16 protein-coding genes are annotated in these 17,434 nt (G+C 69.1%); 10 read left to right on the top strand and 6 right to left on the bottom strand.

Annotated features, from left to right (window positions below; all coding sequences use genetic code 11):
• Positions 1 to 40: 40 nt before the first annotated feature.
• Positions 41 to 712, bottom strand: a complete 672-nt coding sequence (locus P5P27_RS15650; RefSeq protein WP_062365982.1) for a TetR/AcrR family transcriptional regulator — start codon at positions 710 to 712, stop codon at positions 41 to 43.
• A gap of 55 nt (positions 713 to 767) precedes the next feature.
• On the opposite strand from P5P27_RS15650, the gene P5P27_RS15645 reads away from it, so the two are divergent.
• A complete protein-coding gene (locus P5P27_RS15645; RefSeq protein ID WP_278124898.1) occupies positions 768 to 2,216 on the top strand; it encodes a carotenoid oxygenase family protein in 1,449 nt (482 codons plus the stop codon).
• A 41-nt stretch (positions 2,217 to 2,257) separates the two neighbouring features.
• Positions 2,258 to 3,337 carry an NAD(P)H-dependent amine dehydrogenase family protein gene (locus P5P27_RS15640; protein WP_039867120.1) on the top strand — a complete coding sequence of 360 codons (1,080 nt, stop codon included), beginning with the start codon at positions 2,258 to 2,260 and terminating at the stop codon, positions 3,335 to 3,337.
• A 7-nt stretch (positions 3,338 to 3,344) separates the two neighbouring features.
• On the opposite strand, the gene P5P27_RS15635 is transcribed toward P5P27_RS15640, so the two are convergent.
• Positions 3,345 to 4,853, bottom strand: coding sequence for a glutamate-cysteine ligase family protein (locus P5P27_RS15635; protein ID WP_278124896.1), 1,509 nt, complete (start codon positions 4,851 to 4,853; stop codon positions 3,345 to 3,347).
• Positions 4,854 to 4,925: 72 nt separating this feature from the next.
• Between P5P27_RS15635 and P5P27_RS15630 the strand changes: the two genes are divergently transcribed.
• The 6 genes from P5P27_RS15630 (at position 4,926) to P5P27_RS15605 (ending at position 11,495) form a co-directional block, all read left to right on the top strand.
• Positions 4,926 to 5,792, top strand: a complete 867-nt coding sequence (locus P5P27_RS15630) for a PHP domain-containing protein (RefSeq protein WP_101841659.1) — start codon at positions 4,926 to 4,928, stop codon at positions 5,790 to 5,792.
• A gap of 80 nt (positions 5,793 to 5,872) precedes the next feature.
• Complete coding sequence (locus tag P5P27_RS15625; protein WP_006895739.1) at positions 5,873 to 6,262, top strand: sterol carrier family protein; 390 nt, start codon at positions 5,873 to 5,875, stop codon at positions 6,260 to 6,262.
• A gap of 126 nt (positions 6,263 to 6,388) precedes the next feature.
• Positions 6,389 to 7,975 (top strand): amidophosphoribosyltransferase, encoded by a 1,587-nt coding sequence (purF, locus tag P5P27_RS15620; RefSeq protein WP_375003669.1) that lies wholly within the window; start codon positions 6,389 to 6,391, stop codon positions 7,973 to 7,975.
• Between the two features lie 112 nt (positions 7,976 to 8,087).
• The gene (gene purM, locus P5P27_RS15615; RefSeq protein WP_006895737.1) at positions 8,088 to 9,173 is read left to right on the top strand and encodes a phosphoribosylformylglycinamidine cyclo-ligase; all 1,086 of its coding nucleotides are present in this window, start codon (positions 8,088 to 8,090) and stop codon (positions 9,171 to 9,173) included.
• Between the two features lie 193 nt (positions 9,174 to 9,366).
• Positions 9,367 to 10,581: a saccharopine dehydrogenase family protein gene (locus P5P27_RS15610; protein ID WP_006895736.1), complete on the top strand. Its 1,215-nt coding sequence runs from the start codon at positions 9,367 to 9,369 to the stop codon at positions 10,579 to 10,581.
• Positions 10,578 to 11,495: an oxidoreductase gene (locus P5P27_RS15605; RefSeq protein WP_006895735.1), complete on the top strand. Its 918-nt coding sequence runs from the start codon at positions 10,578 to 10,580 to the stop codon at positions 11,493 to 11,495. Before P5P27_RS15610 ends, P5P27_RS15605 begins: the two co-directional genes overlap by 4 nt.
• Positions 11,496 to 11,522: 27 nt before the next feature.
• Here the strand turns inward: P5P27_RS15605 and P5P27_RS15600 are convergent, their stop codons facing one another.
• Entirely contained in the window at positions 11,523 to 12,653 is a 1,131-nt protein-coding gene (locus tag P5P27_RS15600) for a saccharopine dehydrogenase family protein (RefSeq protein WP_006895734.1), read from the bottom strand.
• Between the two features lie 58 nt (positions 12,654 to 12,711).
• On the bottom strand, positions 12,712 to 14,262 hold the full coding sequence (locus tag P5P27_RS15595; protein WP_479724239.1) for a succinic semialdehyde dehydrogenase: 1,551 nt from the start codon (positions 14,260 to 14,262) through the stop codon (positions 12,712 to 12,714).
• A gap of 133 nt (positions 14,263 to 14,395) precedes the next feature.
• Here P5P27_RS15595 and P5P27_RS15590 point away from each other — a divergent pair, with 133 nt between their 5' ends.
• Positions 14,396 to 15,418: an AraC family transcriptional regulator gene (locus P5P27_RS15590; RefSeq protein WP_278124892.1), complete on the top strand. Its 1,023-nt coding sequence runs from the start codon at positions 14,396 to 14,398 to the stop codon at positions 15,416 to 15,418.
• Here the strand turns inward: P5P27_RS15590 and P5P27_RS15585 are convergent.
• Positions 15,384 to 16,277 carry an oxygenase MpaB family protein gene (locus P5P27_RS15585; RefSeq protein ID WP_278124891.1) on the bottom strand — a complete coding sequence of 298 codons (894 nt, stop codon included), beginning with the start codon at positions 16,275 to 16,277 and terminating at the stop codon, positions 15,384 to 15,386. The two genes, P5P27_RS15590 and P5P27_RS15585, sit on opposite strands and share 35 nt — an antisense overlap.
• A gap of 164 nt (positions 16,278 to 16,441) precedes the next feature.
• Between P5P27_RS15585 and P5P27_RS15580 the strand changes: the two genes are divergently transcribed.
• Positions 16,442 to 17,017 carry a TetR/AcrR family transcriptional regulator gene (locus P5P27_RS15580; protein WP_278124890.1) on the top strand — a complete coding sequence of 192 codons (576 nt, stop codon included), beginning with the start codon at positions 16,442 to 16,444 and terminating at the stop codon, positions 17,015 to 17,017.
• A 136-nt stretch (positions 17,018 to 17,153) separates the two neighbouring features.
• Here the strand turns inward: P5P27_RS15580 and P5P27_RS15575 are convergent, their stop codons facing one another.
• A complete protein-coding gene (locus tag P5P27_RS15575; protein ID WP_006895729.1) occupies positions 17,154 to 17,333 on the bottom strand; it encodes a DUF3073 domain-containing protein in 180 nt (59 codons plus the stop codon).
• Positions 17,334 to 17,434: the final 101 nt, after the last annotated feature.

The following is a 17,434-nucleotide window of genomic DNA, read 5'->3' as shown; positions in this document are numbered from 1 at the left end:
GAAGCCCCATTTCGGCGCGCAGCCGCCGTTCCTTCCGCGGTCAGCCGTCGGCCATCCGCGCCATCGCGGCGTCCAACGCCCGCTCGGCCTCTTCCCGCGGCGTCCCGCCACCCACGGCGAGCGAGATCAGCGCGCCTCGGGCGACGAGATCGTGCGCGCCGGTCAGGTGCCCGGCGATCGACAACATCGCGAGGCCGTGCACGGTGCTCCAGGCGACGCCGGATCGGATGAGAAGCGCGGCGTCGTCGGTCTCCGGGGTCGCGACCCGCCGGATCGTCTCGGCCATCACCCCGAATGCCGCGCGCCCCATCGGGGAGTCGGTTGGATTCCCGTGCTGCAGCAGCGCCTTCCGTTGCGAGGCCGCCCACTCGGGCGAGGAGTACTGGAACATCAGGGTGTAGAGCAGCGGATGGTCGGTGGCGAACTGCAAATAGGCCAGACCTTGGCACATGAGGTCGGTCAGCGGTTCGTCGGTGCGGCCGGCGGCCGAGAGCGCATCGCCGAACTCCGCGAATCCGCGCTCGCAGACCTCGGCGGCGACGGCCCCGATGCTGCCGAACCGCGAGTACACGGCCATCGTCGAGGTGCCTGCCTCCTGGGCGAGTCTGCGCACGGTCAAGGCTTCGACACCCTGTTCTGTCACCAGTCGGTAGGCGGCCGCGGACAGAGTCTCGCGCACGGGATCGGGACGTGCCTCTTCACTATTGCTCATAACAGCGTTATTATCGCCGTATAACAATGTTATAGGCAACCTGGAGGTGACGGGAATGACCACGAACCGATTTCTCGACGGCGAGTACGCACCGGTCCGCGCCGAGCTGACCGAGCACGCGCTCCCGGTGACGGGAACGCTGCCGGACTGGCTCGACGGCCGGTACCTGCGCAACGGTCCCAACCCGATCGCGGACGTCGACCCCGACACGTACAACTGGTTCACCGGTGACGGAATGGTGCACGGCGTCCGGCTCAGCGGCGGCGACGCTCTCTGGTACCGGAACCGCTGGGTCGATTCGCCCGCCACCGAACGCAGACTGAGCAGGCCCGCACCCGACTCGGCCGGCCGGGCCTTTCTGCACGGCCTCGGCGCGAACACCAACGTGATCGGGTTTCAGGGGCACACCCTGGCGCTCGTGGAGGCGGGGCTGCCGTGCGCGGAACTGTCCGAAGAACTCGACACTCTCGGTGTCTGGGACTTCGACGGCACGGTCCGCAGCGGCTACACCGCGCACCCGCTCGAAGATCCGGCGACCGGAGAACTGCATTCGGTCAGCTATCACTTCGGGCTCGGGAACAAGGTCCGATACTCGGTGATCGGGGTCGACGGTCGCGAACGCCGCCGCGTCGACATCACCGTCGGCGGCAGCCCGATGATGCACGCGTTCTCGTTGACCGAGTCGACGGTGGTGATCTACGACCTTCCGGTCACCTTCGACGTGGAGACGGCGGCCTCGTCCGCCGTTCCGCGCAGGCTCCGGCCGATCGCCGAACTCGCGATGTCGGCAGTCGTGGGGCGAGTGCCGATGCCCCACCTGCTGTCGGAGCGTCTGCCGCGGAATCGGGCAGGGTCTCTGCCGTACAGCTGGGACCCCGACTACCGACCTCGGGTAGGGCTGATGCCGCGCGAGGGCGGCGACGCCGACGTCGTCTGGATCGACGTCGACCCGTGCTTCGTGTATCACCCCATGAACGCGCACGAGGAGAACGGTGCCGTGGTGATCGACCTCGCGGTGCACGACCGCACCTTCGATCGGGACCGCACCGGGCCCATCGACGGCGGGCACCGCATGGAGCGGTGGACCCTCGACCCGCTGCGCCGGACCTGCCGTCGGGAGCAGCTGTGGGACGCCGCCGTCGAGTTCCCCCGAGTGGACGACCGCTTCGTGGGCCGGGCCCACGACTGCGGGTGGGTCGTCGGAGACGAGGGCGGCGGGCTCTTCGGTTCGCTGTTGGCCCGGATGGGCGGCAGGCTCGGCGAGCCCGTCGTGCGCAGGTTCGGCGACGGCGTGTTCGCCGGCGAATTCACCTTCGTGCCCCGGAGTTCCGACGCCGCACAGGGCGACGGTGCCGTCATCGGACTGGTGACCGACATGGCGAACGAATCGACACGGCTCGCCGTCCTCGACGCGCAGACACTCGAGGACATCGCGTACGTGGACCTGCCGCAACGCGTGCCCGCGGGCTTCCACGGGAACTGGCTGCCCACCGCGTCTTCCTGAACGGGGTCCGCGCGGCCGGGCCGCCGCCTATCCTGGCGCGCATGGCATTGCGAGTCGTGGAATGGTCGACCGGAACCGTGGGCAGGCACGCGATCGCCGGCATCGACGCGCATCCGGACCTGGAACTGGTAGGTGTGTGGGTGTCGGACCCGGCCAAGGTCGGAGTGGACGCCGGGCGGCTGGCCGGTCTCGACCGCGACCTCGGAGTCGTCGCGACCTCGGATCGTGACGCGCTGCTGGCGCTGCGTCCCGATGCGATCGTCCATACGGCGATGACCGACGATCGGGTGGCCGAGGCGATCGCCGACCTCACCGCCTTCGTGGCCGCCGGAATCAACGTCGTCTCCTCCGGGCCGGTGATCCTGCAGTACCCGTACGGTGTCCTGCCCGATGCGATGGTGCAGTCGGTGGTCGACGCCGCCCGGACCGGCGGCGCGAGCCTGCACGTCAACGGCATCGATCCCGGATTCGCGAACGACGTCCTGCCGCTGTCACTCACCAGTCTGTCGCAGGAGATCGACGAAGTCCGATGCCTGGAGATCGCCGACTACTCCACGTACCGGCAGCCGGTGGTGATGGGGGAGTTGTTCGGCTTCGGCAAGCCGATGGACGATCAGCCGATGCTGTTGACGCCCGGAGTGCTGTCCCTCGGCTGGGGCAGCGTGGTCCGGCAGATCGCCGCGGGCCTGGGACTGACGCTCGACGAGCCGCTCGTCGAACGCCATGAGCGGATCGCCGCCGACCGAGACTACGAGACGGTGTCGGTGCCGATTCCGGCGGGCACGATGGCCGCCCTGCACTTCGAGGTGATCGGTCAGGTGGACGGCGTCGACCGAGTCGTCCTCGAGCACTACACGCGCACGCATCCCGAACAGTGTCCGGACTGGCCGCGTCCGGCCGACGGCGACGGCTGCTACCGCATCGTGGTGAGCGGCGAGCCGGAGATGAGGGTGGAAGTCGCGCATCACGCGCGCCACGGCGACCACAACGTCTCCGGCATGATCGTGACCGCCATGCGGTTGGTGAACTCGGTACCCGCCGTGGTGGCCGCCGAGCCGGGGCTCGTCACGGCGCTCGACATGCCGCTGGTGACCGGACGAGGGCTGGTGAGCCGGGGCTGAGCGGGCGTCACACCGGCCAGTTGTGCACCGGCTCGCCCTCGTGCATCAGCGTCGCGTAGTCGCGGACCATTCCGCGCAGAGCGGCCGAGCGCGACTCGCCGGCGTCCTCGCGGGCCCGGACCGCCGCTCGTTGCCAGACCGATCCGGACTGACGTGTGGCGGCGCGCCCCTCGATCACTCCCAGATAGCGTCGCCTGGCCCGATCGGAGACCCCGTAGGCGATGAGTCCGCGTTCCGCGATCGGCAACAGGCGACGCAGGACCAGTTCGTCGGGTCGTACCCATCCGATGTTCGGCCAGTACAGCTGTGCGCCCAATCCCCAACGCGCTCCGGCCGCGAGGTTCTCCCTGGCGGCGTCGAAGGACATCTGTGACCACACCGGCAGTTCGCTCTCGACGAGTCCGCGCACCAGACCGTAGTAGAACGCGGCGTTGGCCATCACGTCGACGACGGTCGGACCGGCCGGCAGCACCCGGTTCTCGACGCGTAGGTGCGCGCGGCCGTCGATGACGTCGTAGACCGGCCGGTTCCAGCGGTACACGGTGCCGTTGTGCAGGCGGAGCTCCTCGAGTTCCGGAATGCGGCCGGCGTCGAGTTCGACGAGCGGATCGACGTCGGTGGACACCGGGAGCAGAGCGGGGAAGTATCTCGTGTTCTCGGCGAACAGGTCGAAGATGGTGTTGATCCAGCGTTCTCCGAACCACACCCGCGGCCGGACCCCCTGGTTCCTGAGTTCGAGGGGCCGGGTGTCGGTCGCCTGCTCGAAGACCGGGATGCGCGTCTCGTGCCAGAGCGCCTTCCCGTCGAGGAACGGTGCGTTGCCCGCGATCGCCACCTGCACGCCCGCGATCGCCTGCGCGGCGTTCCAATGGGTGGCGAAGTCCTCGGGCGCCACCCGCAGGTGCAGTTGCAGAGAAGTGCACGCGGCCTCGGGGAGGATCGAGTCGCTGGTGGTGGCCAGGCGTTCGGCGGGTCCGCCGATCACCATCGGGACGCCGGTGATGTCGAGCTCCAGATCCTCTCCGCGTGCGGCGAAGATCTGCTCGTTCAGCAGGCTGTAGCGCGGGTTGGTGGAGATCCACTGGTGCGCGAAGTGCTCGCGGCCGAGAGTCGGCAGCATGCCGACCATCAGGAGATGATTGCCGGTCGAGGCCGCGCGTGCCTCCGCGCGGTTCAGCGATGCGCGCAGCCCCTGCTCCAGCCCCACCGTGTCGGCGCCGACGAAGGGCCGGGGCGAGACGTTGATCTCGATGTTGAACTGGCCGAGTTCGGTCTGATAATCCGGATCGGCGATCGCATCGAGCACCTCGGCGTTCGCCATCGCGGGCTCGGCGTTCTCGTCGATCAGATTGAGCTCCACCTCCATGCCGAGCAGCGGCTCGGGTGGCCGGCCGTGATCGGTGAACAATCCGTCGGTCAGCATCCGCGCGATGGCCTCGGTCCCCCGGGACACCTGCGACCGGAAGCGCACGCGATCGGCTCCACTGAACTTCTGATGGCTCACTTCGGCGCCCATGCGGCAATCGTGCCGGAGACGGCCCCGGTGCGCGAGGGTTCGGGCCATTCGACCGCTGACTACAGTGTTCGCATGGCACCCGAGATGACCGCCGACCTGCACACCCACACCGCGTTCTCCGACGGCACCGACACTCCGGAGGAACTGCTCGCGGCCGCACGGGAGGCGGGCCTGCGGACGATCGCACTGACCGACCACGACACGGCGGCCGGCTGGGACGAGATCGCGGCCCGGGTTCGGTCGGGGATGCGCGTGCTGCCGGGCGCGGAGTTCTCGACCAAGCATCCGCGCGAGGACGGGAGCCTGGTGTCGGTGCATCTGCTCGGCTACCTCTTCGATCGCGACGACGCGGGGGTCGCCGGCGAGTGGCAGCGGATGAAGGACGAGCGCGCGGGCCGCGGTGCGCGGATCGTGGAGAACCTCGTGACCGCCGGTTACCCCATCACGCTGGCGCGCGTGCGGGAGATCGCCGGAGTCGGCAGTATCAGCCGCCCGCACATCGCGAGGGCGTTGATGGAGGCGGGAGTCGTCGCGTCGGTCGGGGAGGCCTTCGATGAACTCCTGCACGACGGCAGTCCGCACTACACCGCGCTGCGGTCGACCTCCCTGGTGGAGGGAGTCGAGATGATCGCCGCGGCGGGCGGTGTCCCGGTGATCGCTCATCCGCGTGCCCGGGCCGCGGCGACGGTGTTGACCGCCGACGTGATCGAGTCGCTGGTCGCGGTCGGACTCGCCGGCCTCGAGGTCCGCCATCCCGACCACGACGATGCGGCGCGCGCCGAACTGGCCGACATCGCGTCGAACCTGGGACTGCTGGCGACGGGCTCGAGCGACTACCACGGCGCCAACAAGACCCTGCGGATCGGTCAGGAGCGGACCGACGACGAGGTGGTGGAGCAGATCGTGGAGCGCGGAACGGTGGCACCCTTCACCGCGTGACGGCGCCGTTCACCGTGTGACGGGGGCCGCGGGCGGGCGGTCCGGGGAATGGTCGCCGGCTCGTCGGCGTTGGTGATGCCGTGGCACCACGAGACAGAGCTGATCCGGCGCAGACACGCGCGGCCGTCCTCGCCGTCGCGGACTGGCTGCGCGACGAGACCGCGCCCGCGCCGGGGCGGTCGGCGCTGGCCGCGGCCGTGCGGCTCACTGCGAGGACCGTCGCGCAGGAGGCTCCCGGCAACTCGGTGGAACTGCGCGTTCCTCCGTTCGTCGCGGTCCAGTGCATCGAAGGGGTGCGGCACACCCGCGGCACCCCGCCGAACGTGGTCGAGTCGTCGCCGCGCGAATGGCTGCTGCTGGCCACCGGACTCCTCGACTTCGACGACGCGCTCGCCGCGCACCGGATCAGCGTCTCCGGACACCGCGCCGGCGACGTCGCGAGCAGACTGCCGGTGGTCCCGCTGAACTAGCGGCTCCCAGCGCGGCGCTGCAGCGCGCGCCGCGCTGGATTTCGAGTTGTCCCGAGCGAAGCCGTAGACTGTGGTAACGGTAACGCCCGCCCAGCCCACGAAACCGGAGCGTATTACGTGACCGAGATGTCGATTCACTCTCCGAACCTGCTGAATCAGACCGGATGTGGCGGACCGTCGCACCCGAGCCCCGATGCGGATCAGCCCGAGAACGAGCCCCGCGAGGAATGCGGTGTCTTCGGTGTCTGGGCACCCGGGGAAGACGTCGCGAAGCTGACGTACTACGGCCTCTACGCTCTTCAGCACCGCGGTCAGGAAGCAGCCGGCATCTCCGTCGGAGACGGCTCGCAGGTACTGGTCTTCAAAGACCTCGGGCTGGTGAGTCAGGTCTTCGACGAGCAGACCCTTGCCTCGATGGTCGGTCACGTCGCCGTCGGTCACTGTCGGTACTCGACCACCGGATCGACGACGTGGGAGAACTCCCAGCCGATCTTCCGCAACACCGCGGCCGGCAGTGCCGTGGCGCTCGGTCACAACGGCAACCTCGTGAACACGGCCGAACTCGCCGAACGGGCACGGGAGTTCGGCATCTACGGCAGCGGGCCGCACGGCACGGCCACCTCCGACTCCGACATCCTCGGCGCATTGCTCGCGCACGGCGCGACCGACAAGACGCTCGAGCAGTCGGCGATGGAACTGCTGCCGACTGTCAAGGGCGCGTTCTGCCTCACCTTCCAGGACGAGAACACGCTGTACGCGGCACGCGACCCGCACGGGGTGCGGCCGCTCTCGCTCGGCCGCCTCGACCGCGGGTGGGTCGTCGCCTCCGAAACCGCGGCGCTGGACATCGTGGGAGCTTCCTTCGTCCGCGACATCGAGCCGGGCGAACTCCTGGCCATCGACGCCGACGGCGTCCGCAGCCGGCGCTTCGCAGAGCCGACCCCTGCCGGATGCGTTTTCGAGTACGTCTACCTGGCCCGGCCCGACAGCGTCATCCACGGACGTTCGGTGCATTCGACGCGAGTGGAGATCGGACGCCGGCTGGCCCGGGAACGTCCGGCCGAGGGCGACCTGGTAATCCCGGTCCCCGAGTCGGGTACGCCCGCGGCCGTCGGTTACGCGCAGGAGTCGGGCATCCCCTACGGGCAGGGCCTGATGAAGAACGCCTACGTGGGACGCACCTTCATCCAGCCCTCGCAGACCATCCGCCAGCTGGGCATCCGCCTGAAGCTGAACCCGTTGCGCGAAGTGATCCGGGGTAAGCGGCTCGTCGTGGTCGACGATTCGATCGTGCGCGGCAACACCCAGCGCGCGCTCATCCGGATGCTGCGCGAGGCCGGCGCCGCCGAAGTCCACGTGCGCATCGCCTCTGCGCCGGTCAAATGGCCGTGCTTCTACGGGATCGACTTCGCCTCGCCCGCGGAACTGATCGCCAACGGCTCGGACTCCAAGGAAGCGATGGTCGAGAGCGTCCGCCAGGCCATCGACGCCGACTCGCTCGGGTACATCAGCATCGACGAGATGATCAACGCCACGGAACAGCCGCGTGCCCAGCTCTGCGCCGCGTGTTTCGACGGCCGCTACCCGATCGCGCTGCCGCAGGAGACGACGATGGGCAAGGCCGTGCTGGAGAGCATGCTCAAGGGCTCGATGAACGGCGCCGATCCGCTGACGGCGTCGAATGACAACGTCAGCGCAGTGATGCGGCCCTGACCTTCGGCGCCTCGCAGCGCTCCCGGATCCCCTCTGCACTCAGGTACCGTGAGTGCGTCCCACCGCCCGAACGGCTGACTGTCAGCTGCAGAATTTCAGGAGAATCAAGAATATGACCGACGGGTCTGTCGACAAGCCGACGGCCGGCGCATCTTATGCGGCAGCGGGCGTGGACATCGATGCCGGCGAACGCGCCGTCGAACTCTTCGCACCTCACGCGAAGCGCGCGACCCGTCCCGAGGTCCTCGGCGGGCTGGGCGGCTTCGCCGGCCTGTTCTCCCTGAAGGGCGACTACCGCGAGCCCGTTCTCGCGGCCTCGAGCGACGGCGTGGGGACCAAGCTGGTCATCGCACAGGCCATGGACAAGCACGACACCGTCGGGCGCGATCTGGTCGCGATGGTCGTCGACGACCTCGTGGTCTGCGGCGCCGAACCGCTGTTCCTGCAGGACTACATCGCCGTCGGCAAGGTGATCCCCGAGATGGTCGCCGACATCGTCAAGGGCATCGCCGACGGCTGCGTCGACGCCGGATGTGCGCTGCTCGGCGGCGAGACCGCGGAGCACCCGGGTGTGATGGAGGACGGTCACTACGACATCTCCGCCACCGGCGTCGGTGTGGTCGAGGCCGATTCCATCCTGGGGCCGGATCGTGTCCGCGCGGGTGACGTGGTGATCGCGATGGGTTCGTCCGGCCTGCACTCGAACGGCTATTCGCTGGCGCGGAAGGTGCTGCTCGACTGGGGGCACATGGATCTGGCCGGTCACGTCGAGGAGTTCGGTCGGAGTCTCGGTGACGAATTGCTCGAGCCGACCCGCATCTACGCCAAGGACTGCCTGGCACTGGCTGCCGAGAGCGACGTCCGCACGTTCGCGCACGTCACCGGCGGCGGCCTCGCCGACAATCTGGCACGCGTGCTTCCGGCGGGCCTGTCCGCTGAGCTGGAGCGCAACACGTGGAGCCCGGCCCCGATCTTCTCGTTGATCGCCCAGCGCGGCCGAGTGGAGCGGGCCGAGATGGAACGCACCTTCAACATGGGCGTCGGCATGGTCGCCATCGTCGCTCCCGAGGACACCGACCGTGCGCAGGCGATCCTCACCGCACGTCATGTGGACAACTGGGTGCTCGGCACCGTCAAGCGCGGCGAACCCGGGGCTCGCGGCTCGGTGGCTCTGGTCGGCGATCACCCGAGGTTCTGAACCCGGCGCCGGTCCGGCGGATGGTTGTGAGGAACGGCACTTCATATGTTGACGCCGTTAACCTAGCGGGTTAGTCTCGCGTTGTCAGTGTAAACATCTTCTGGTGTTCCCCCGTGCCGTCGGTGTCGATCGCAGGCGGTGCTGCGCTGACGGGATCCGCACGCACTCGACCGTCAACAGATGGAGATCGACGATGCCCGACCTTCCCCAGAACCGCCGATTCGACCTGGTGCTCTTCGGCGCCACCGGATTCACCGGTGAACTCACCGCGGAGTACCTCGCGGAGCATCTGCCGGACGGGGCGCGGTGGGCGCTCGCCGGCCGGAACCGGGACAGACTCGATGCCGTCCGAACCCGCTTGGCGGCGATCGCTCCCGCGGCCGCCGAGCTCGAACTGCTCATCGCCGACACCACCGACCCCGAATCGTTGCGCGCGGTGGCCGAATCGGCTCGGGTCGTCATCACCACCGTCGGCCCCTACCTCCAGCACGGTGCGCCGCTCGTCGCAGCGTGCGCGGCCGCCGGTACCGACTACGTCGACCTCGCCGGTGAATCCGAATTCCTCGATCGGATGTACATCGCTCATCACGCCACGGCGGTCCGGACCGGTGCCCGTCTGGTGCACGCCTGCGGATTCGACTCCATCCCGCACGATCTCGGTGCATTCTTCACGGCCAAGCAACTGCCCGACTCCGCGCCCGCGGCCGTCCGCGGTGTGGTCCGCAGCAATGCGATGATCTCCGGCGGGACGCTGCACTCCGGACTCGGTCAGATCGCGCGGCCGCGGCAGATCCGTCGGGCCGCGGCCGACCGTGCCAGGCTAGAACCGCCGACGGTCGGGCGCCGCGCACGGGTGCGGGCCGGCGCTCCCCGCAGGGACGGCGTGCTCGGCCTCTGGCTCCTGCCACTCCCGACGATCGATCCCCAGATCGTCAAGCGTTCGGCCGGTGCGCGCGATGAATACGGGCCCGACTTCACGTACTCTCACTACGCGGGTTTCCGCAGGCTGGTGATGCTCGCGGCCGCGGCCCTCGGCGTCGCGACAGTCGCCGTCGCCGCGCAGATCCCGCCGCTGCGCCGCCTCATCGGCGCCTGCCTTCCCCAGGGCAGCGGACCGTCGCCGGCTCGCCGCGCACGCTCCTGGTTCTCCGTCGACTTCATCGGTGAAGGCGGTGGCCGGACGGTTCACACGCAGGTGCGGGGCGGCGACCCCGGCTACGGTGAGACCGCGAAGATGCTGGCCGAATCGGCCATGTGCCTGGCCTTCGACGACAATCCGAAGGTGAGCGGCCAGGTCACCACGGCCGCGGCGATGGGCGACAACTTGGTGCGGCGCCTGACCGATGCCGGGATGACCTTCGCCGTTCTGGACACCGACGGCGCACCGGTCGACGGGGTGCGATCGTGAGCTGGTCGACCGCGGACATCCCGTCTCAGTCCGGTCGGGTCGCGGTGATCACCGGGGCCAACGGCGGACTCGGGCTGGCCACCGCTCGAGCGCTGGCCGGGAAGGGCGCCCATATCGTGATGGCAGCCCGCAACCAGAGCAAGGCGCGCGACGCCGAGGAGACGATCCGGCGAGCCGCACCCGGTGCGTCGGTGGAGATCGTTCCCCTCGACCTCGCGTCGCAGGCGTCGGTGAAGCAAGCCGCCGAGACGGTCCTGGCCGGTCACGACCGCATCGATCTGTTGATCAACAACGCCGGAGTGATGGCGACACCGGAAGGCCGGACGGCCGACGGTTTCGAGACCCAGCTGGGCACGAATCATCTCGGACACTGGACGTGGACCGCGCTTCTGCTCCCCGCGGTGCGCCAGGCTCCGGCCGGGCGGGTCGTGACGCTCACCAGCATCGCCCAGCACCAGGGCGGCAACCTGGACCCGGCCGATCCGCATCTGCACCGCCGCTACCGTCCGTGGAAGGCGTACGGCAACTCCAAGCTTGCGAATCTGCACTTCGCGATCGGCCTCGACCGCAGGCTGCGCGCCTCCGGCGACCGGGCAATCGCGCTGTCGGCGCATCCGGGTCTCACCGACTCCGAACTGCAGTCCACCACCCATGCCTCGGGAGGCGGGGGAATCGCTGGGTGGCTCGGTGATGTGGGAGCCGACCTGGTCGGGATGACGACCGACCGCGGTGCGCTCAGTCAGTTGCGGGCCGCCACCGATCCGACGGCGCGCGGCGGAACCCTCTACGGTCCGGCCTTCGTCTCCTTCGGTCCGCCCGTGCGCAAACCGCTCTTCCCGTTCGGCGTCGACGCCGGGATCCGCGCACTGTGGGAGATCTCGGAACGCGAGACCGGGGTGCCGATCCGGCTGTGAGGCCGGTCGACACTCCGGCGGGTCCACTCACACCGGTCGCCGTGACCGAGGGTCTGCGCCGACGGTCAGCCCCATCTCGGCTCCCGCGGCGAGGATCGTCTCGAGGCCGAATGCTTCGACCGGTCCGACGACGCCCGGCTGCTCGCCGTGGCCCGAAGCGAGACGGTCGGCCGCCCACGCCATCAGCTCAGCGGTGAGGTCGTAGACGTTCGGGCCAGTGGCGTGGACCTCGGCCAGCACGGCGCCGCCGCGGTCGCGCGCCACCGCGACGGTGTGCGCGCCGCTGCGGGAACGCTCGGCGGCGTCCGGACCGCCGGGCGCTCCGCCGGAGCGGCCGGTCACGGCGGCGACGAGTCGTCGGCCGGGTTCGATGCGGACCGCGGTGTTCACGACGGCGGACAGCAGGCTCATGGCCCGGCTGAGCTCGGGGAACCAGCCGTTGTACACCTCGACGGATTCGAGGTGCGGAAACGCCGGAGGCAGGAACAGCACCTCGGTGCCGGTGGCGAGCATCGCCGCCTTGCGGCGAGCGCCGGCGTCGAAGGTCAGCACCCGGCTCGCGGCCCGCTGGTCCTCCAGCCGCCCGTTCTTCCAGACGGTGACCGGCAGCGTGATGGCGTCCGACATCGTGGCGCGGGTGCCGGAACTGAGACCGCGCCCGCGGCGCAGTGAGCCGTCGACGAAGTAGCCGATGTCGAGCGACCGCGCGGAGTCGCCGGCCTCCCGGGCGGCGACGGCTCCGGCCAGGACCCCCGGTACGTAGTCGTTGCCGAAGGCCGGAACCATGACGGCGCCGGTCTTGCGGGCCACGGCGTCGTGACGTTCGTGGATCGCGCGCACGAATCCCACTTCGCCAGTGGAGTCGACGTAGTGGGCACCCTGCTCGGCTGCCGCACGTGCGGCAGCGAATCCGAGCCGCTCGAACGGTCCGACGGTGGTCACGAGCACGTCACCCGGTTCCACCAGAGCCCGCACGCTGTCGAAGTCGGTGACGTCGGCGACCTGGGTGTCGAGTCCGCCGAAGCGTTCGGCGGTGGCGGCCAGCGCCTGCGGCCGCAGGCCGGCGATCACGGGTCGGGCGCCGCGGCGGACGAGCGCCTCCACCGCCAGCCCGCCGGCATAGCCGGTGGCGCCGAGTACAACGATTCTTCCGGTCATGTGAGCCCTCCTCGGGGGGATGGTAGGTCGCGGTCATCCGCCGGCGCGGGTGAACCGGTCAACGAACGCCGATTCTCTTGAGGGTCTTCAGTGCGACCGTCAGCATCGTCGCCCACGCCCGGTGAGAGATGCCACGCGGGGGAGTGAAACCCAGAACTCGCTGGTGAGCGATGGTTTGCGCTTCGGTGTACTTGAGCAGGCCCTCGGATCCGTGCCTGCGCCCTACGCCGGAGTCACCCATGCCGCCCATCGGCGAGTCGATGCTTCCCCATGCCGCGGCGAAGGCATCGTTGACGTTCACGGTGCCGGCGTGCAGGCGTGACGCGACGGCATGGCCGCGGGCCGCATCGCGGCTCCAAACGCTGGCGTTGAGTCCGTACGGTGTGGCGTTCGCGCGCGCGATCGCCTCCTCGACGTCGCTGAAGGAGTAGATCGAGACGACCGGACCGAAGGTCTCGTGATCGTAGAGCGTCATCTCCGAGGTGACGTCGGTCAGAATAGTCGGCTCGTAGAACAGCGGTCCGAGATCCGGGCGGGCCCGGCCGCCGGCGAGGACCGTCGCGCCTTTCGCGACCGCGTCTTCGACGTGCGTTGCGACGGTCTCGAGCTGCGACTGCGTGGTGAGGCAGCCGACGTCGCTCCGGAAGTCGTAGTGTCCGCTGAGTTGCAGTGCGCGGGTGCGCTCGACGAATGCGGCGACGAATTCGTCGCGGACGCTTTCGGCGACGTAGAGGCGTTCCACCGACACGCACAGCTGACCCGTGGATGGGAAGCAGGCGCTGACGGCACCGTCGGCGGCACGGGCGATGTCGGCGTCGTCGAGCACGAGCATCGCGTTCTTCCCGCCGAGTTCCAGCGACGCTCCGATCAGTCGCTCGCCGGCCTCTCGCGCGATGTGCCGGCCTGCGGCGGTGGAACCGGTGAACATCATGTAGTCGGCGTTGCGCATCAGTGAGTCGCCGATGGAGCTGCCGCGTCCGACCACCATCTGCCAGAGGTCGTCGGGCAAGCCGGCCTGATGCATCAGATCGAGGGCCCACAGCGCCGTGAGCGCTGTCTGGGTGTCCGGCTTCTGCACGACGGCGTTGCCTGCGAGCAGTGCCGGGATCGCGTCTCCCGCGGCCATGCTGAGCGGGTAGTTCCAGGGCGAGATGATGGTGACCACGCCCTTGGGATGGCGGAGTTCGGTGGTCCGGGTCAGCAGGGGGATCGCGCCACGACGACGCGCGGGTGCGAGCAGTCGGCTCGCGCTTCGCGCGTAGTACCGGGCGGCGATGGCGATGTCGGTGACTTCGAGGAAGGCGTCGCGCCTGGTCTTGCCGCTCTCGGCTTGGATGAGGTCCATGACCTCGTTCCGACGGTCGAGGACGAGGTCATGGAAGCGCAGGAGAATTCGCTTGCGTTCGCTGACGGGAGTCGCGGCCCACGATGCCTGGGCGTGCCGGCCGCGGGTGAAGGCCTCGTCGACATCGGACGGCGTGGAGACCGGCAGGTCGGCGAGGGGCGCGCCGGTGTAGGGGATCGTCGTACCGACGCGCGCGGCTGTCGGAGCCGCCGCGATACGGCTCGTCAGGTGCGCGATGCGGGGCGGCGTCAGCGATGCGGGCAGTCCGGAACTGCGGGTTCGGACGTCGAAGGGGAAGATGAACGGACTGTCATCGGTGGGCTCCCATGAAGGTTATCGGTGTTAACATACGAGGGTAGCGATGGATGTTAGCACTGTCAACAAGGAGGGTGGGGCTGTGGCTGCTCCGGCGTGGAGAAGTCTGCGGCGCGGCACGTCGGGCGGCGTCGCGAGTCTGGTGGAACTCGGTGAGGGTCATGGGCTCGATCCGGCTGACTGTCTGCAGGGAAGCGGACTGCGAGAGAGTGACCTGCGTGTCGACGGGGCGGTGGTCCTGGCGGAGCAGGAACTGGCAGTGATCGCCAACATCGTCTCGCTGCTGAACGACCCGCCCGGTCTCGGCATCGAGGCCGGGCGGATGGTGAATCTGGGAAATCTCGGCATCTTCGTGTTCGCGATGCTCTCCAGCGAGACGCTCGGGGACGCGGTGGAGGTGGCGACGAGGTTCGCGAGTCTGACCAATACCTACTCCGACCTGTCGGTGACCTACGACGAGAGCGGCTCGGACGTCCGGCTCGAATGCTCGTTCGGCGACGTGCACGACGACGTCCGGCCCTTCATCCTCGAGCGTGATCTGACGGTCATCGCCGGTCTGGTGCCGATGGTGCTCGGCGACGTCGTCCTGCCGCGGGTGGAGGCGGAGGTCGATCGGGCGCGTGGGGCTCTCCTCGCCTCGGTGCTGCCGACGGAGGAACTCGTCTGCGACGCGGGACGCACGGCGCTCGTCGTGCCGCGCGAATGGATGAGCCGCGGCCTTCCCCACGCGGACGCCGAGACCGCACGCCGGTGCATCGCCCAGTGCGAGCAACAGCTCGAGCAGCGCCGCCTCGGTGCGCGATCGCTCGTGTGGGCGAGGCTGCACGCCAGTGACGAGCCGGTGCAGTCGCTGACCCGACTGGCCGGCGAACTGCACGTCGATCGCCGGACCCTGCAGCGCCGTCTCGCTCGCGAGGGCACCACGTTCCGGGCGTTGCTCGAGGAGTCCAGACGGATCCGCGCCGCCGAGGCGTTGACCGGCACCGACCGTCCGGTGGCGGAGATCGCGGCTGGGCTCGGAGACGCCGAGACCGCGGCCTTCACCCGCGCCTTCACCCGGTGGTACGGCGTCACGCCGACCCGCTACCGGGCGCGGAACGCGTGAGCTCGCCCGCGGAACCTGCGGGCCGGACCGCGGTGTGACGATCGGGGAGCACTTCGCGGACCATGAAGAACGCCGCCCGGACCACGGCTCGCATCGTCGTCGTCACGACGGGCCGCGGCTTCGGCAGGCCGAGCGCCTCGAGTACGTGGTCGTCGTGCAGAGAAAGAATGAGAGGCTTTGCGAGCCAACGGAACCCGCGCGGGAAGACCCGTTCGCCGAACTGTGCGACGAGGGTCTCGCTCACCCGGTGGCCGGCTTCGGAGGGAGCGAACCAGGCGGGGTCGGCCTCGTAGGCCCGCATCGCCCGGATCATGCCGTCCCATGTCTCGGGCATGTCTCGGACGCCCAGATACTCGCCGATCGTCCGCCAATGCCGCACCTGAGCTTCCTTCTCCACGTCGGTGAACCCGGGCGCGCCGACGATCTCGGTGAGGCATTCGATCTGCACGGTGAAGTAGGCGATGGTGTGGATGAAGGTCTCGTTCGACATCGAGTAGTGCCGCGCGTAGCTGTCGTGGATGCGCTTGATCTCGGCGGCGGAGCTGCGGGCCTGCGGGCTCCCCGCACCGTCGTACATCCATCCGGTGAGATAGCGGATGGTGTCGTCGGTGCGCCGGTCGCCGTGGTGATAGACCTTTCCCTTCCCGTCGCGATCGACGGCGGCGGCTCCTTCGAGCTCACCCATCACCCGCATGAGGGACACGGTGAACAGCAATTCGAGGAAGACCCGTTCACCGACGGGCGGAAGCAGCGACTCGAGCGTCAGTCGGACGATCCGTTCGCTGTCGGCGACCGGGTCGAGGGTCGCGATCTCGCGGCGTATCCATTTGCGGGGAACTGCTCGGCGGGTGTTCGTCATGTCAGTCGACGCTAGTGGCGGCCGGGGCGGCACTGAAGGCTGCGAGGCGACCGATATTTGATACTTTGCGACACTTCGTGACGCTCGCGGCGGTGCCACGGCCTGCGGTGGCCGGGTCAGGCACAGACGAGTCGAGACCGCGGCGATTGTTAGGGTTGTTGACTGTGCCGACCTCGTACCACCACGGTGACCTGCCCGCAGCGCTCGTCCGGGCGGCGGTGGAGATTCTGGAGGAGGGCGGTGCAGGCGACCTCTCGCTCCGCGCGGCGGCACGGCGCGCCGGCGTGTCGAACGCGGCACCGTACCGTCATTTCGCCGATCGGCGCGCCCTTCTGTCCGCCGTGGCCGCGGTGGGATACCGGGACCTGGCGATCGAACTGGCCGCAGTTCATCCCGCGCCCGCATCCGCGGACGATCTGGCCGACGTCGGGATCGCATACGTACGGTTCGCGCTGTCGCGGCCGGGCCTGTTCCGGGTGATGTTCGCCGAGCCGTGCGACCCGGCCGATGAGGAACGGACCTCGGCCGCCGAGACCATCAACGCGTACGTCGAATCCATCGTGGCGCGGGTCTTCCCCGATGCCGAGCCTGAGCCGATGGCCGTCGCAGTGTGGGCGCTCGTGCACGGCCTGGCGTTCCTGTATCTCGACGGCAAGTTCGATTCCGGAACGCCGGGCGACGTGGACGAGCGAGTGCGCGCGGCGGTTCACGCGGTGCTCTCGGCGACCCCGCGGACATGACGACCGCGCGGGTCGGCGCGACGCGAGAAACCCCGCGTCGCAGGACGACGCGGGGCTCTACGAATGTCAGGCCATCAGTCTGGGCATGAGCGCCCGGGCTGACCGCCCGTACGAGCGGGTGCGTGCGACAGCGCCGTCAGGCGTGTCGCCACTCCTCTTCACTGTTCCAGCTCTCGCTGTCCGACCACGAGTCGTGGGACTCTTTCCTGCCACCAGAGAGTTCACGCTGGAGACTATCGAAGTCGGTACTCGGAGCGGAGTACTTCAGCTGACGTGCAACCTTCGTCTGCTTTGCCTTTGCCCGGCCGCGGCCCATGTGGGACCCCCTCGCACAGTGACGGGGCGGCCATCGGTGTGGCGGCCCCGTTCTATTCGTTAATAGTTTTCGTACCGACAGTCTAGCGCGGAGTACGGATT

It is taken from the genome of Gordonia sihwensis (assembly GCF_029632925.1).
Classification (GTDB): Bacteria; Actinomycetota; Actinomycetes; order Mycobacteriales; family Mycobacteriaceae; genus Gordonia; species Gordonia sihwensis.
The sequence above is the reverse complement of the archived record's forward strand: the minus strand, read 5'-3'. Positions and strand labels throughout refer to the sequence as shown.

What these genes read in the sequence shown, in the direction of transcription:
- P5P27_RS15650 (WP_062365982.1), bottom strand. Translation starts at nt 712, where the DNA reads ATGAGCAATAGTGAAGAGGCACGTCCCGATCCCGTGCGCGAGACTCTG.
- P5P27_RS15645 (WP_278124898.1), top strand. Translation starts at nt 768, where the DNA reads ATGACCACGAACCGATTTCTCGACGGCGAGTACGCACCGGTCCGCGCC.
- P5P27_RS15640 (WP_039867120.1), top strand. Translation starts at nt 2,258, where the DNA reads ATGGCATTGCGAGTCGTGGAATGGTCGACCGGAACCGTGGGCAGGCAC.
- P5P27_RS15635 (WP_278124896.1), bottom strand. Translation starts at nt 4,853, where the DNA reads ATGGGCGCCGAAGTGAGCCATCAGAAGTTCAGTGGAGCCGATCGCGTG.
- P5P27_RS15630 (WP_101841659.1), top strand. Translation starts at nt 4,926, where the DNA reads ATGGCACCCGAGATGACCGCCGACCTGCACACCCACACCGCGTTCTCC.
- purF (WP_375003669.1), top strand. Translation starts at nt 6,389, where the DNA reads ATGTCGATTCACTCTCCGAACCTGCTGAATCAGACCGGATGTGGCGGA.
- purM (WP_006895737.1), top strand. Translation starts at nt 8,088, where the DNA reads ATGACCGACGGGTCTGTCGACAAGCCGACGGCCGGCGCATCTTATGCG.
- P5P27_RS15610 (WP_006895736.1), top strand. Translation starts at nt 9,367, where the DNA reads ATGCCCGACCTTCCCCAGAACCGCCGATTCGACCTGGTGCTCTTCGGC.
- P5P27_RS15600 (WP_006895734.1), bottom strand. Translation starts at nt 12,653, where the DNA reads ATGACCGGAAGAATCGTTGTACTCGGCGCCACCGGCTATGCCGGCGGG.
- P5P27_RS15585 (WP_278124891.1), bottom strand. Translation starts at nt 16,277, where the DNA reads ATGACGAACACCCGCCGAGCAGTTCCCCGCAAATGGATACGCCGCGAG.
- P5P27_RS15575 (WP_006895729.1), bottom strand. Translation starts at nt 17,333, where the DNA reads ATGGGCCGCGGCCGGGCAAAGGCAAAGCAGACGAAGGTTGCACGTCAG.